This is a genomic window from Kocuria rhizosphaericola (assembly GCF_044462205.1).
GTDB classification, from domain to species: domain Bacteria; phylum Actinomycetota; class Actinomycetes; order Actinomycetales; family Micrococcaceae; genus Kocuria; species Kocuria rhizosphaericola.
On the sequence record NZ_JBISWK010000074.1, the window covers coordinates 1 to 14,073 of the forward strand.

The following is a 14,073-nucleotide window of genomic DNA, read 5'->3' on the forward strand; positions in this document are numbered from 1 at the left end:
ACCCCCACCCGACGAAGGAACCCGACATGAGCAGACGAGCCCCCTACCTCCGCGCCGGGGCGGCCACCGCCGCCGCCGTCCTGTGCCTCACCGCGGTCCCCCAGACCGCAGCGGCCGCTCCTGCGAGCCGGCCCCCCGGCCTGGCCAAACAGGACACCCTGCGCTGGAACACCCCCAAGGACTTCTACATCGGCAGCGCCGTGGCCGGAGGAGGCCACCACACCACCGCCGACTACCCGGAGCCCTTTCCCTCCGACCCCGAGTACCGGTCCGTCCTGGCGCGGGAGTTCAGCTCCCTGACCCCGGAGAACCAGATGAAGTGGGAGTTCATCCACCCCGAGGAGGGCGTGTACGACTTCGGCCCCGCCGACGACATCGTCGACTTCGCCGAGGCCAACGGGCAGGTCGTGCGCGGCCACACCCTGTTCTGGCACAGCCAGAACCCCGACTGGCTCGAGAACGGGGACTTCACCCCGGAGGAGCTGCGCGCCATCCTCAAGGACCACGTCTACACGGTGGTCGGCCACTACGAGGGCCGCATCCAGCAGTGGGAGGTCGCCAACGAGATCTTCGACGACAGCGGGAACCTGCGCACGCAGGACAACATCTGGCTGCGCGAGCTGGGCCCGGAGATCATCGCCGACGTCTTCCGCTGGGCGCACGACGCCGACCCGAACGCCCAGCTGTTCTTCAACGACTACAACGTGGAAGGCATCAACGCGAAGTCCGACGCCTACTACGCGCTGATCCAGGACCTCCTCGCGCAGGGCGTGCCGGTCCACGGCTTCGGCATGCAGACCCACCTGGGACTGCAGTACGGCTTCGACGGGCGCATGCAGCAGAACCTCCAGCGCTTCGACGACCTCGGCCTGGAGACGGCCGTCACCGAGATCGACGTCCGCGGACCGGTGGACGGGGACGACCGGATGAGCGAGGAGCTGCGCCAGAAGCAGGCCGACTGGTACCGCATGGCCCTCGAGGCGTGCCTGGCCGTGGAGGACTGCAACTCCTTCACCGTGTGGGGCGTGCTCGACGAGCACTCCTGGGTGCCGAACACCTTCCCCGGCTACGGGGACGCCCTCACCATGGAGGGCGACTACGAGCGCAAGCCCGCCTACGACGCCCTGCAGGAGACCCTCGTCAGGTCGCACCCGGGCGGCGAGGCGAAGTGGAAGCACCACCCCGCCTTCCGGTGAGCTGAGCGTCCGGACCGGTCCGGACCGCGACGGGGCCCGCTCGTGCGAGCGGGCCCCGTCGTCGTCCCCGGACCGGGGAGGATCGGCGGATCAGCGCCGGTCGATCCAGCGGGCAGGGGAGGCGTAGATGGGCTCGAGCGCCGTCGCGGCCGCGCCGGTCAGGGCGGGACGGGGGTCCGCGGCGGACCGCTGGATCTCGACCGGCCCCACCTCGGCCGTGAGCGCGTGCGCCTCGAGGACCTCGCGCAGCACGGGCTCCAGCTCCGGTGCGATCGGGGCGAAGTACCCGGAGAGCACGACCGTCGACAGGTCCAGGACGTTCATCGAGTTCGCGACCACCACGCCCAGGGGCCGCCCGATCATCTCCATGACCGCCTCCCGGCTCTGCAACCGCTCGGCCGTGGCCGCCACGAGGTCCTCGATCCGCACGTCCTCCGGCAGCCCGGTCCTCCCCCGCAGCGCGTGGTAGCTGGCATAGGCCTCGAGGCACCCTCGCCGCCCGCACCGGCACAGCTCCCCGCCCGGCGTGATCGTGACGTGGCCCAGCTCGCCCGCCCAGCCGTGCTCGCCCCGGTGGATGCGCCCCTCCAGGACCACGGCACCCCCGATGCCGGTCTGGCCGTGCAGGAAGAGGAAGGACTCGCCGGGCCGGCGCAGGACCTCCGTGCGCGCGGCCAGCATGCTGTCGTTGCCGACGGTCAGCGCGGGCCCCCGGAACTCCGGCAGCTCCCGGAGCCGCTCGATCAGCGGGACGTCCTGCCAGGCCAGGTTCGGGGCGGAGAGCACGGTGGTCCCGTCCGTGGAGAGCCGGCCGGGGACCGAGACGCAGATGCCGGCCACGGGCACGTCCCGGCGGGGGGACAGCGCGGCGTCGAGCAGTTCGGCCAGCACCGGGGCCACCGCGTCCACGGACGCCCCCGCGAAGGTCCCGAACCGGGACTCCTCGTGGAGGACGTGCCCGCCGAGGTCCGTGACGAGGCACGCGAGGTGGTCGGCGGCGATCTCCAGCCCCACGCCCAGCACGGTCCCCCGGGCCACGGTCAGGGGGATCATCGGCCGGCCGGAGACCCGCGCGGCCGCCTGCTGCCCCTCGACGAGCAGTCCCGCCTCGAGCAGCTCCTGCACCAGCTTGGACACGGTGGGCTTCGTGAGCCCCGTGAGCTTGGCGAGCGCGGCTCGCGAGACCGGCGCCCCCGCCCCGGCGACGGCGCGCAGCACGGTGGAGAGGTTGTGCTCCCGCAGATGGCTCGACTGCACGGACGGCTCTCCTCTGGTTCCGGCGAAGCCGGTCCGGTGCGGAGCGCGGCCGACCGGCGGGACAGAAAAAACCGCTGCCGGTCTATCCCCACGGTACTCCAGGTCATATAGTAAGTAACGGTAACTAACTCACCGGGAAAGGACCTCCGATGCCCACCGCCTCCCCCATGACCTCCCTCGCCGCCACGCTCACCCCGTCCTCCGAGGACAAGTTCTCCTTCGGCCTCTGGACCGTCGGCTGGGCGGCCCGCGACCAGTTCGGCTCCGCCTCCCGGCCGGACCTCAACCCCCTCGAGTCCGTGCGGAGGCTGAAGGAGCTCGGCGCCTGGGGCTTCACCTTCCACGACAACGACCTGATCCCCTTCGACGCGTCCGAGGCGCAGCGCGAGAAGCTGATCGGGCAGCTCAAGCAGACCGTCGACGAGACCGGCATGGTCTGCGAGATGGTCACCACCGACACCTTCGCGGAGCCGGTCTTCAAGGACGGCGCGTTCACCTCCAACGACCGGCGGGTCCGGCGCTACGGCCTGCGCAAGGTGCTGCGCAACGTGGACCTCGCCGCCGAGCTCGGCGCCACGACCTTCGTGATGTGGGGCGGGCGCGAGGGCACCGAGTACGACTCCTCCAAGGACCTCCACGCCGCCCTGGACCGCTACGCCGAGGGCATCGACACCGTGGCCGGGTACATCAAGTCCCAGGGCTACGACATGCGCATCGGCATCGAGCCGAAGCCCAACGAGCCCCGCGGCAACATCTTCCTGCCCACCATCGGGCACGCGCTGGCGTTCATCGACCGGCTCGACAACGGGGACGTCGTGGGCGTGAACCCGGAGACCGGCCACGAGCAGATGGCCACGCTCAACTACACGCACGGCCTCGCCGAGGCGCTGTGGTGCGAGAAGCTGTTCCACATCGACCTCAACGGGCAGAACGGTCCGATGTACGACCAGGACCTGGTGTTCGGCCACGGCAACCTGATCAGCGCCTTCTTCACGGTCGACCTGCTGGAGAACGGGTTCCCCTCCAAGCCGGGCGCCTACCAGGGGGCCCGGCACTTCGACTACAAGCCCTCCCGCACCGAGCACCTCGACGGCGTCTGGGACTCGGCCGCGGCGAACATGCAGATGTACCTGCTCCTGAAGCAGCGGGCCGTGGCCTTCCGGCAGGACCCCGACGTCCAGGAGGCCATGGAGCAGTCCGGCGTCCTCGAGCTCGGCGAGCCGACCCTCGCGGAGGGCGAGGACCTGGAGGCCTTCCTGGCCGACCGCAGCGCCTACGAGGAGCTCGACCTGACGGGACCCTCCGAGCGCAACTACGGTTTCGTGCGCCTGCACCAGCTCGCCGTCGAGCACCTCATGGGCGCCCGCGGCTGATCCGCCCGGGGCCCGGCCCCCGATCCCGGGTGCCGAGCCCCGTCCCGGCCCGGTCCGGCGCACATCCCCCTGCGCCGGGCCGGGCCTCCCGCGGCACCCGCCGCCGACCCGTCCCGACCCTGCACCGAGGTTCTTCATGGCACGCACGACCGTCCTGGGCATCGACTCCTCCACCCAGTCCACCAAGGCGCTCCTCGTCGACGCCGGCACCGGCGAGGTGCTCGCACAGCGCCGCGCCCCCCACCCCGAGGGGACCGAGGTGGACCCGCAGGCCTGGCTCGCCGCGCTCGACGACGCAGCGGGCCCCTTCCTCGAGGAGGCCTCCGCCGTGTCCGTGGGGGGCCAGCAGCACGGGATGGTGGCGCTCGACGAGCAGGACCGCGTGGTGCGCGACGCCCTGCTGTGGAACGACACCCGCTCGGCGCCGCAGGCCCGGCAGCTCGTCGAGGAGATGGGGGGTGCGGCCGCCTGCGCCGAGGAGCTCGGAAGCGTGCTGGTCGCGTCCATGACGTCCACCAAGCTGCGCTGGATGGCGGAGCACGAGCCGGAGCACGCCGCCCGCACCCACCGGGTGCTGCTGCCCCACGACTACCTGTCGTGGCACCTCGGCGCCGACCGGGACTCCTTCTGCACCGACCGCGGCGACGCCTCCGGCACCGGCTACTTCTCCACGCGCACCGGCACGTGGAAGCACACCCTCGTCGAGCTGGCGCTCGGTCACGACGTCGAGCTCCCGCAGGTGGCCGCGGACCCCCACGCGGCCATGGGCCGCACGGCCGCCGGGGCGGTGCTCGCGGCGGGCACCGGCGACAACATGGCCGCCGCGCTGGGCATCGCGCTCGGCCCGGGCGACGTGTCCCTGTCGATCGGCACCTCCGGGGTCGCGGCCATGGTCTCGGAGACCCGCACCGCGGACCCCAGCGGGCTCGTGACCGGTTTCGCCGACGCCACCGGCCGGTACCTGCCCATGGCCACGACCCTCAACGCCGCGCGGATCCTGGAGTTCGGGGCCCGGGTGCTGGGCGTCGGCCACGCCGGTCTCTCCGATCTCGCCCTGGCCGGACGCCCCGGGGCGGGCGGCGTGACGCTGCTCCCGTACCTCGACGGGGAGCGCACCCCCGACCGGCCCGAGGCCCGCGCCACTCTCCACGGGATGTCCTCGCGCACCGGCCGTGCGGACATCGCACGGGCCTGTGTCGAGGGCCTGCTCTGCTCCCTCGCCGACGGCGTGGCCGCGCTCGAGCGTGCCACCGGCACGCCCGCGGAGCGGATCCTCCTGATCGGCGGCGGCGCGCAGTCCGAGGCGGTGCGCCGGCTCGCCCCCGCCGTGCTCGGCCGGCCCGTGCTCGTGCCCGCCCCCGGGGAGTACGTGGCCCTCGGAGCCGCCCGGCAGGCGGCCTGGGCCCTCTCGGGCGAGGAGGAGCCCCCGGCCTGGGCGCTCGCCGGCGCCCAGGAGTACGAGGCGGAGCCGACGCCCGAGGTCATGGAGGCCTACCGCACGCTGCGGGACCGGACCGCCGACTGGTCCCGGACCCCTGCCGGAGCGCCCCGTGAGCGGTGACACCGCCCCGCGGTCCTTCGGGACCCTGCCCGACGGGCGGGAGGTCACCGTCCACACCCTGTCCGCCCCGGGCGGGCTGCGCCTGCGCGTGCTCGACCTGGGCGCCACCGTGCAGGCCCTGCACGTGCCCGACGGGTCCGGCCGCACCACGAACGTCGTCCTGGGCCATCCGGACGCCGCCGGCTGCACCGCCCGCCCGGAGGCATACCTGGGCGCGGTGGTCGGCCGGTACGCCAACCGGATCGCCGGCTCCCGCTTCGACCTCGACGGGCGCACCGTGGAGCTGGCGCCCAACGAGGACGGCAACACCCTGCACGGGGGCCCCGACGGCTTCCACCGCCGGCTCTGGCGGACGGTCTCCGCGGGACGCGACGCCCTGGTCCTGGAGCTGGTCAGTCCCGACGGGGACCAGGGCTTTCCCGGAGAGCTCACGGTGCGCGCCACCTACTCCGTCGCGGACGACGTCGTGACCCTGGACCTCGAGGCCCGCACCGACGCCCCCACCGTGGTCAACCCCGCCAGCCACGTCTACCTCAACCTCGCCGGCGAGGGGTCCGGGACCGTGGACGACCACCTGCTGCTCGTCGAGGCCGACCACTACCTGCCCGTCGACCGGGCCGGGCTGCCCACCGGCGGCCTCGAAGACGTGACCGGGACCCCGTTCGACCTCACCGTCCCCGCCCGCATCGGGGACCGGGTGCGGGCGGAGCACCCGCAGACGGTGGCCGCGGGCGGGATCGACCACTCCTTCCATCTGCGCGGGGCGGGCCTGCGGCGGGCGGCGCGCCTGGAGCACCCGGCCACCGGGCGGTCCGTGGAGCTGTTCACGGACCAGCCGGCCCTGCAGGTCTACACCGGCAACTCCCTGGACGGCACCGCCCCGGGCAGCTCGGGGCGCCGGTACCGCCAGGGGGACGGCGTGGCCCTCGAGCCCCAGCGACACCCCGACTCCCCCAACCGCCCCGAGCTCTCCGACCCCGTCCTGCGCCCGGGCCGGACCTACCGCTCCCGCACCGCATGGCGCTTCCGGTCCTAGTCGATCAGTCCAGCGCGTCCTCCAGCACGGCCAGCACCTCCGACGCGCTCCCGGCGTCGAGGAGGGCCCGCCGGCAGGACTCCTGGGCCAGGGCCTCGGAGAGATCGGCCAGCACCTCCAGGTGCTCGCCCCCGGACCGGTCCTCGGGGAGGGAGATCAGGAAGACGAGGTGGACGGGCCCGCCGTCCAGCGCGTTCCAGTCCACGCCCTGGGCGCTGCGGGCGAACGCGACCATCGGCCGCTCGGCGCCGGCGGACTTGGCGTGCGGCAGGGCCACGCCGTCGCCCACCCCGGTGGATCCCTCCTCCTCCCGGGCCAGGGCCGCGGCGACGGTGCTGTCGGCGTCGTACGCCCGCCCCGTGTGCGCACCGAGCTCGGCGAGCTGTCGGATGATGCCGTCCCGGTCCGCCCCGTGGACGTCCAGGAGCACGGTCGACTCGCTCATGTGCTCCAGGACGGAGCCGGAGCGCCCCGGGGAGTCGTCCGCGGGGCGGGGGGTCCTGTCGCTCATTCGCTGTCCCATCGGTGGAGGCGGACGGGCAGCGCGGCTCCACCGTGCTGCCCGCGGCACCGCTGCGCCCTCGTGGGCGCCAACATACGGCGGGCGGGACCGGGCGTCCACCGGTCCGGGGGAACCGATCCCGTCGGCAAACATTGTTGAACAATCCGGGCGGGCAGGGCATGCTGGAGGGACCGACGTGACAAGGAGCACAGCATGCCCCCCTCCGACATCGATCTCAACGCGGACTGCGGCGAGTCGCTCAGCGCCTGGACCATGGAGAGCGACGAGGGCGTCCTCCACGTGGTCAGCAGCGCCAACGTGGCCTGCGGCTTCCACGCGGGGGACCCGACGGTCGCCCGCCGGACCTGCACCGTGGCCGCCGAGCAGGGCGTGGTCGTGGGCGCCCAGGTCTCCTACGACGACCTGAAGGGCTTCGGCCGCCGCTTCATCGCCGTGCCGCAGGCGGAGCTGAGCGACCAGCTGGTGTACCAGATCGGCGCCCTCCAGGCCCTGGCCCGCGTCTCGGGCACCCGGGTCAGCTACGTCAAGCCGCACGGCGCCCTGTACAACGCGATCGTCCACCACGAGGAGCACGCGGGCGCCGTGGTGGACGCCGTGCGCGACGTCGACGACACCCTGCCCCTGCTGGTGCTGCCCGGCTCCGAGATCGAGCGGCAGGCGCGGGCGGCCGGGCTGCGCACGGTCCGCGAGGCCTTCGCCGACCGCGGCTACACGCCGCAGGCCACCCTCGTGCCCCGCACCGAGGCCGGTGCCGTCCTGCACGACGCCGGGGAGATCGCCGCCCGCGTGGTGCGGATGGCCGTCGAGGGCGTCGTCGAGGCCGTCGACGGATCCCTCGTGGCGGTGGACGCCCAGAGCATCTGCGTGCACGGGGACACCCCGGGAGCACTGGCCATCGCCGAGCGCGTGCGCCGCGCCCTCGAGGAGGCCGGCCTGCGCGTCGGCAGCTTCCTGTGAGCGCGCCGGCCCCCTCCGGGACCCGCGGGGTCCGGCCGCTCGGCCCGCGCGCGGCGCTGGTCGAGTGCGCCGACCTGCGCGACGCCGTGGCGGTGCACGCCCGTCTCGCCGGCGCGGACCTGCCCGGCCTGGTGGACTGCGTGGCCGGCGCGGAGACCGTGGTGGTGCGGGCGAGCACCACCACGGCGCTGCGGGACATCGTCCGCGCCGCCCGCGCCGCCCCCCGCGGGAGCGCCGGGACGGGCGAGGCCCGCACCGTGACCATCGACGTCGTCTACGACGGGGAGGACCTCGCGGCGGTCGGTGAGCTCACAGGCCTCGGCGCCGACGGGGTGGTCCGGGCCCACTCCGGGCAGGCGTGGACCGCCGCCTTCGCCGGCTTCGCGCCCGGCTTCTTCTACTGCGTGGGCGAGGAAGGCCTCGACGTCCCGCGCCGCGACACGCCGCGCACCGCCGTCCCCGCGGGGTCGGTGGCCCTGGCCGGCCGGTTCTCCGCCGTCTATCCCCGCAGCTCCCCCGGCGGCTGGCAGCTCATCGGGCGTACCGCGGCCCGGATGTTCGATCTCGACCGCGAGGACCCGGCCCTGCTGCGCCCCGGCGACCGGGTGCGCTACCGGCCCGTGCGCGAGCTCGTGGAGATCGCCCCGGGCACCCCCGAGCCCGCGCCGGTGCGGGGACCGCACCTGACGGTCGGGGCCCCCGGGTTGCAGACCCTCGTCCAGGACGGCGGCCGTGCGGGCTCCGCCGCGCTGGGGGTCTCCCCCTCGGGCGCGCTCGACGCCGCCGCCGCCGCGTCGGCCAACCGGCTCGTGGGCAACGGCCCGGGGGCGGCAGTCCTGGAGCACCTGCTCGGCGGGCTCGAGCTGACCGCCCACGGGGAGCACGTCCTGGCGGTCACCGGCGCGCGGGCGGCGCTGACGGTCACGGGCCCGGCCCCGTGGCGGCCCCCGCTCGGCGCTCCCTTCGCCCTGCGCGACGGCGAACGCCTGGCCGTCGGCACCGTGACGGCCGGGGCGCGGGTCTACGTGGGCGTCCGGGGCGGCGTCGCGGTGCCGCCGGTGCTGGGCAGCCGCTCCGCGGACACGCTCGCCGGGCTGGGACCGGATCCGCTCGCCGCCGGCGACGCCCTTCCGGTCGGACCGGCCCCGGGCGCGGCCGTCCGGCTCCCCGAGCCGGTGCCCGACCCGCCCGCGGTGTCCTCGGTCCGCGTGGTCCCGGGTCCCCGCGACGACTGGTTCGCCCCCGCCGCCGTGACGTCGTTCTTCGAGCAGGAGTGGGAGCTTGCTACCTCCTCCGACCGCGTGGGCGCCCGGCTGTCGGGCGAGCCGCTGGAGCGGGCGCGCACGGACGAGCTGCCCAGCGAGGGGACGGTGCCCGGCTGCGTCCAGGTCCCGCCCTCCGGCCTGCCGGTCGTCCTGCTGCGGGACGCGCCCACCACCGGCGGCTACCCCGTGCTCGGCGTGGTGCACCCGGAGGACCTCGCCGTGCTCGCCCAGCTGCGCCCGGGCGGCCGCCTGCGCTTCGCGCGGGTCCCGGCGCCCGAGCTCGGCGCGCCGTCCCCGGAGGCCCCCGCCGCCGGCACCACCGAGCAGCCCGACCCCGTCAGCACCGCCACCGAGAGTTCCCAGGAGTAGCACCGTGCGCAAGATCCTGATCGCCAACCGCGGGGAGATCGCCGTCCGCGTCGTCCACGCCTGCGCCGAGGCCGGCCTGGAGTCCGTGGCCGTCTACGCCGACCCCGACGCCGACGCCCCGCACGTACTGCTGGCCGACGAGGCCTACGCCCTGGAGGGCACCTCGGCCACCGACACCTACCTGGACGGGGACGAGGTCCTCGCGATCGCGCTCCGGTGCGGGGCCGACGCCGTGCACCCGGGCTACGGGTTCCTCTCCGAGAACGCCGGCTTCGCCCGGGCGGTGATCGAGGCCGGCCTGACCTGGATCGGCCCCTCCCCGGAGACGATCGTGCTGCTGGGGGACAAGGTCGCCGCCCGGGAGATCGCCCGGCGGGCCGGCGCCCCGCTCGTGCCCGGCAGCGACGGACCGGTCGAGTCCCCGGAGGACGCCCGCGCCTTCGCGCAGGAGCACGGCCTGCCGGTGATCGTGAAGGCCGCCCACGGCGGAGGGGGCCGCGGCATGCGCGTGGTCCGGGAGCTCGACCAGGTCGAGGACGCCTTCCTCTCGGCGGCCCGCGAGGCGCAGAGCGCGTTCGGCCGCGGCGAGTGCTTCGTGGAGCGCTTCCTGGACCGCCCGCGGCACGTGGAGGCGCAGGTCGTGGCCGACGTCCACGGCCACGTCGTGGTGCTCGGGACCCGGGACTGCTCCCTGCAGCGGCGCCACCAGAAGCTCGTCGAGGAGGCCCCGGCGCCCTTCCTCACGGAGGACCAGCGCGAGCGGATCGCGGCCGCCGCCGAGGGCATCTTCCGGGAGGCCGGGTATGTGGGGGTGGGCACGGCCGAGTTCCTCGTGGCCCAGGACGGGCTGATCTCCTTCCTGGAGGTCAACACCCGGCTGCAGGTGGAGCACCCGATCACCGAGGAGGTCTACGGCGTGGACCTGGTCCGCGCCCAGCTGGCCGTGGCCGCCGGGGACCCCCTGCCGGTGCTCGAGACCCCGGCCGCGCGCGGGCACGCGTTCGAGTTCCGGATCAACGCCGAGGACCCCGGCCGCGGCTTCCTGCCCTCCGGCGGCACGGTCGAGGCCGTCGACGCCCCCACCGGCCCGGGCGTGCGCGTCGACTCGGGGGTGCGCCGCGGCACCCGGGTGGCCACGTCCTTCGACTCGCTCCTGCTCAAGCTCGTCGTCAGCGCCCCCACCCGCGCGCAGGCGCTCGTGCGGGCCCGCACCGCCCTGCGCGAGCTGCGGGTGCACGGCGTGGCCACCACGGTCCCGTTCCACCGCGCAGTGCTGGACGCCCCCGCGTTCGCCGGGGACGAGGGGCTCGGGGTGTGGACCACGTGGATCGAGGACGAGTTCGCCGACCGGCTCGCCCCGGACGCCGAGTACGCCCGCGCGGAGGAGCAGGGCCGCGCCCGCTTCACCGTGGACGTGGACGGGCGGCGCGTGCGCCTCGGCATCCCCGAGGCCCTCGCCGCGGCCCTGGTCTCCGCCCCCGCGGGGGAGGCGCCACCCGCGGCCGCGGTCCCGGCCGACGACGGCGCCGTCACCGCGCCCTTCGCGGGGACGCTCGTCTCGTGGCTGGTGTCCGAGCAGGACGACGTGGAGGCGGGCCAGGAAGTCGCCGTGCTGGAGGCCATGAAGACCGAGACCCGGGTGTCCGCGCCGCGGGCGGGAACGGTCCGCGAGCTCGTGGTGGGTCCCGGCGACGCGGTGGACGCCGACCAGGTGCTCGCCCGGCTCTCCTGAGCGGGCTCAGCCCCCGGCGGTCCGGGCTCCGGTCACTCGGGCAGCAGCTCGTTCAGGTCGGGCTGCTCCTCGATGAGACCGTGCTGCACAGCGAGGTCCGCGAGTTCCTGCACGGACTCCCGGTTCACCTCGGTGGGGTAGGCCGGCAGGACGAGCTGGTCGATCAGCTCCTCGTCGAGCTGCGTGTAGGTGGGCAGGACGGCGCGGACCTCGTCGGGGTTCTCCTGCGCGAACTCGAGCGACTTCTCGATGGCCGCCTGGAACGACTCCACCATCTCCGGGTCCTCGGCCACCACGTCCTCCGTGGTGAAGTACACGGCCACCGTCAGGTTGTCGATCGGGAACGCGTAGTTGGAGACGGCCGAGCGCGCCCCGTTCTGCATGGCGATGGTCCGGAAGGGCTCGATCGACCCGATCGCGTCCACCTCGCCCCGGTCCAGGGCCGCCGGCATGTCGGGCAGCGGGACCTCGACGAACTCGACGTCGTCCGGGTTGCCGCCCTGCGCCTCGATGGCCGCGCGGATGGTGGTGTCGCTGATGTTGTTCAGGGTGTTGACGCCCACGGTCCTGCCCTCCAGGTCCGCCGCGTCCTGGATGTCGCTGTCCTCGCGCACCAGGACGTCGGCGAAGTCCTCGCCCTGGACCCCGGTGGAGTTGTTGGCGTTGGCGATGATCTGCAGCGGCAGCCCCTGGGACCGGGCGACGATCAGCGACGTCACGTTGCTGAAGCCGAAGTCCATCTCCCCGCTGACCACGGACGGGACGATGGCCGCTCCGCCCTGGGCCTGGGTGATGTCGAGCTCCAGCCCCTCCTCCTCGAAGAAGCCCTGCTCGATCCCCAGGTAGAGGGGGGCGACGTCGGTGCTCGCGATGACGCCGATGCTGACCGTGGTCAGCTCGCCGTCCCCGGCCGCTCCCCCGCCGGACTCCCCTCCCGCGCACGCGGTCACTGTCAGGACGGCGGCCGTGGCCAGTGCTGCACCGGTCTTCTGCATCGAAGCCTCCAGGGAGTGGGACGGATCTGCTGGAAGCCTAGAGGACGGCACGGGTCCGCCACCAGGGTGCCGCTGCACGATCGGCCCCGCCGGATGCCAGGATGGTGGATTGATGAACACCGTGGAGCACGAGTTCCTGAGGACGGCCGTCGCGCAGGCCGGTCCCGCGCCGCAGGGGGAGGCCATCCCGTGGGCCGTGGACGTCCTGCGCCAGGGTGTCGTCACCGGCCGGCTGCCGCCCGGGACCAGGCTCTCGGAGGCCCGGGTCAGCGAGGCGCTGCAGGTCTCCCGCAACACCCTGCGCGAGGCGTTCACGGTCCTGGTCGGGGAGAACCTGCTGGTCCGGGTGCCCAACCGCGGCGTCTCGGTGGCCCGCCCCGGCGCGGACGACGTGCGGGAGATCCACCGGGTGCGGCTCGCGCTGGAGACCTCGGCGCTGCGCTGGTCGGACCCGGCCCCGCAGCCGGAGCTGCACGCCGCCGTCGAGGACGGCCGGGCCGCCCGCGGCCGTCGGGACGTGCCGGGCATGGCCGACGCGAACCAGCGGTTCCACCGCGGCGTCGTGGAGCTGGCCGGCTCGGCGCGCCAGAACGAGCTGATGTCCCGGACCCTCGCGGAGATGCGGCTCGTGTTCCACTCCATGCGGCAGGACCCGTCCTTCCACGAGCCCTACATCGAGCGCAACGCGCGGATCCTCGAGCTCTTCGAGCAGGGCCGGCGCGAGGAGTCCGCCCTGCAGATGCACCACTACCTGGAGGCCTCCCGGCAGCAGCTGCTCGACGTCCTGGAGGGCCCCGCGTCCGCCGCCGCCGGGACACGGTGACGCCGGGGAGTCCGCCCCTGGGAGACAGGGAGGACCGCATGCACGACGACGGGTCCGCCGGTGCCGTGGACGTCCTGCTCCCGCCACCGGCCTCCCCCGGGTTCCTCCGGGACTTCCTGGCGTCCCAGGCCGTGCCCGGGTGCGACGAGCTCGCGGACGGCGCCCACCGGCGCCCCGTCGTCGTGGACGGGGCGGCGCGCACCGTGACCGTCCGCTGGGACCGGCTCAGCCCCGCCGGCCTCCCCGTGCACGTCGGGCCCGGGAAGGCGGACGCACTGGAGCCGGTGCTGGACCGGGTGCGCCGCTGGCTCGGCGAGGGAACGGAGTCCCCCGCGGCGGACCGCGCGCTCGCGGCCGACCCCGCACTCGCCCCCGACGTGCGCGCCTGGCCCCTGATCCGGCTGCCCGGCGCACCGGACGGCTTCGAGACGGCGGTCCTGACCGTACTCGGGCAGCAGGTCTCCCTCGCCGCGGCCCGCACCTTCGCCGGGCGCCTGGTCCGCCACCACGGCACGCCCGTGGCCGGCGGGGCCGCCGCCTTCCCCATGGCCCACCGGATCGCCGGGACGGACCCGGCCCGGCTGCAGCGTGACGTGGGAGTCACCACCCGCAGGGCCGCCACCGTCCACGCGCTCGCCGTGGCGGTCCGGGACGGACTCGTCCTCGACGCCCCGGCGGGGAACGCCGGCGCGCCGACCGGGGAGGACGCCGCACGGCTGCGGGGCCGCCTGCTCGCCCTGCCCGGCGTCGGCCCGTGGACGGCGGGGTCGATCTCGCTGCGCGTCCTGGGCGACCCCGACGTCTTCCTGCCCCAGGACCTCGTCCTGCGCCGCGCGCTCGGCGCGACCGGGGCGGCCGCCGCGGCGGAGCTGTCGGCCGCCTGGAGCCCGTGGCGCAGCTACGCCATGATGCGGCTGTGGGCCCGCGCGGCGTTCCCGGCCTCGGCCGGACCGCTCGTGCCCGGAGCCCGGTGAGTCCGGGGCACG

The 14,073-nt window shown here is 74.8% G+C and carries 12 protein-coding genes; 9 read left to right on the forward strand and 3 right to left on the reverse strand.

The genetic code is table 11. The features are described 5' to 3' along the window. Positions 1–26 precede the first annotated feature (26 nt). A complete protein-coding gene (locus tag ACH9D2_RS07590) occupies positions 27–1,196 on the forward strand; it encodes an endo-1,4-beta-xylanase (protein ID WP_396362231.1) in 1,170 nt (389 codons plus the stop codon). 90 nt (positions 1,197–1,286) lie between these two features. Here ACH9D2_RS07590 and ACH9D2_RS07595 read toward each other — a convergent pair whose 3' ends face one another. Then, a complete protein-coding gene (locus ACH9D2_RS07595) occupies positions 1,287–2,453 on the reverse strand; it encodes an ROK family transcriptional regulator (protein ID WP_396362232.1) in 1,167 nt (388 codons plus the stop codon). A gap of 149 nt (positions 2,454–2,602) precedes the next feature. Here ACH9D2_RS07595 and xylA point away from each other — a divergent pair, with 149 nt between their 5' ends. The 3 genes from xylA to ACH9D2_RS07610 all read left to right on the forward strand — a co-directional run bounded on the left by xylA (position 2,603) and on the right by ACH9D2_RS07610 (position 6,423). After that, complete coding sequence (gene xylA / locus ACH9D2_RS07600) at positions 2,603–3,826, forward strand: xylose isomerase (protein WP_396362233.1); 1,224 nt, start codon at positions 2,603–2,605, stop codon at positions 3,824–3,826. A gap of 136 nt (positions 3,827–3,962) precedes the next feature. After that, complete coding sequence (gene xylB, locus ACH9D2_RS07605; protein WP_396362234.1) at positions 3,963–5,387, forward strand: xylulokinase; 1,425 nt, start codon at positions 3,963–3,965, stop codon at positions 5,385–5,387. After that, positions 5,377–6,423: an aldose epimerase family protein gene (locus ACH9D2_RS07610; RefSeq protein ID WP_396362235.1), complete on the forward strand. Its 1,047-nt coding sequence runs from the start codon at positions 5,377–5,379 to the stop codon at positions 6,421–6,423. Before xylB ends, ACH9D2_RS07610 begins: the two co-directional genes overlap by 11 nt. A 4-nt stretch (positions 6,424–6,427) precedes the next feature. On the opposite strand, the gene ACH9D2_RS07615 is transcribed toward ACH9D2_RS07610, so the two are convergent. Continuing rightward, positions 6,428–6,934, reverse strand: coding sequence for a fructose PTS transporter subunit IIA (locus ACH9D2_RS07615; protein ID WP_396362236.1), 507 nt, complete (start codon positions 6,932–6,934; stop codon positions 6,428–6,430). Positions 6,935–7,138: 204 nt separating this feature from the next. Between ACH9D2_RS07615 and ACH9D2_RS07620 the strand changes: the two genes are divergently transcribed. Genes ACH9D2_RS07620 through ACH9D2_RS07630 form a run of 3 tightly spaced genes read left to right on the forward strand, consistent with a single transcriptional unit; the run spans position 7,139 to position 11,269 of the window. Next, positions 7,139–7,903, forward strand: a complete 765-nt coding sequence (locus ACH9D2_RS07620; protein ID WP_396362237.1) for a 5-oxoprolinase subunit PxpA — start codon at positions 7,139–7,141, stop codon at positions 7,901–7,903. Continuing rightward, positions 7,900–9,537: a 5-oxoprolinase/urea amidolyase family protein gene (locus tag ACH9D2_RS07625; protein ID WP_396362238.1), complete on the forward strand. Its 1,638-nt coding sequence runs from the start codon at positions 7,900–7,902 to the stop codon at positions 9,535–9,537. Before ACH9D2_RS07620 ends, ACH9D2_RS07625 begins: the two co-directional genes overlap by 4 nt. A 4-nt stretch (positions 9,538–9,541) precedes the next feature. Beyond that, the gene (locus ACH9D2_RS07630; protein ID WP_396362239.1) at positions 9,542–11,269 is read left to right on the forward strand and encodes an ATP-binding protein; all 1,728 of its coding nucleotides are present in this window, start codon (positions 9,542–9,544) and stop codon (positions 11,267–11,269) included. Positions 11,270–11,301: 32 nt separating this feature from the next. Here the strand turns inward: ACH9D2_RS07630 and ACH9D2_RS07635 are convergent, their stop codons facing one another. Then, positions 11,302–12,264, reverse strand: a complete 963-nt coding sequence (locus ACH9D2_RS07635) for an ABC transporter substrate-binding protein (RefSeq protein WP_396362240.1) — start codon at positions 12,262–12,264, stop codon at positions 11,302–11,304. Positions 12,265–12,376: 112 nt separating this feature from the next. On the opposite strand from ACH9D2_RS07635, the gene ACH9D2_RS07640 reads away from it, so the two are divergent. Together ACH9D2_RS07640 and ACH9D2_RS07645 are read left to right on the forward strand one after the other, a co-directional pair. Continuing rightward, entirely contained in the window at positions 12,377–13,087 is a 711-nt protein-coding gene (locus tag ACH9D2_RS07640) for a GntR family transcriptional regulator (protein WP_396362241.1), read from the forward strand. A gap of 38 nt (positions 13,088–13,125) precedes the next feature. Beyond that, on the forward strand, positions 13,126–14,061 hold the full coding sequence (locus tag ACH9D2_RS07645; RefSeq protein WP_396362242.1) for an AlkA N-terminal domain-containing protein: 936 nt from the start codon (positions 13,126–13,128) through the stop codon (positions 14,059–14,061). Positions 14,062–14,073 lie beyond the last annotated feature (12 nt).

Coding starts and splice junctions, on each gene's coding strand:
- ACH9D2_RS07590 (WP_396362231.1), top strand. CDS start 27: ATGAGCAGACGAGCCCCCTACCTCCGCGCCGGGGCGGCCACCGCCGCC.
- xylA (WP_396362233.1), top strand. CDS start 2,603: ATGCCCACCGCCTCCCCCATGACCTCCCTCGCCGCCACGCTCACCCCG.
- xylB (WP_396362234.1), top strand. CDS start 3,963: ATGGCACGCACGACCGTCCTGGGCATCGACTCCTCCACCCAGTCCACC.
- ACH9D2_RS07615 (WP_396362236.1), bottom strand. CDS start 6,934: ATGAGCGACAGGACCCCCCGCCCCGCGGACGACTCCCCGGGGCGCTCC.
- ACH9D2_RS07620 (WP_396362237.1), top strand. CDS start 7,139: ATGCCCCCCTCCGACATCGATCTCAACGCGGACTGCGGCGAGTCGCTC.
- ACH9D2_RS07635 (WP_396362240.1), bottom strand. CDS start 12,264: ATGCAGAAGACCGGTGCAGCACTGGCCACGGCCGCCGTCCTGACAGTG.
- ACH9D2_RS07640 (WP_396362241.1), top strand. CDS start 12,377: ATGAACACCGTGGAGCACGAGTTCCTGAGGACGGCCGTCGCGCAGGCC.
- ACH9D2_RS07645 (WP_396362242.1), top strand. CDS start 13,126: ATGCACGACGACGGGTCCGCCGGTGCCGTGGACGTCCTGCTCCCGCCA.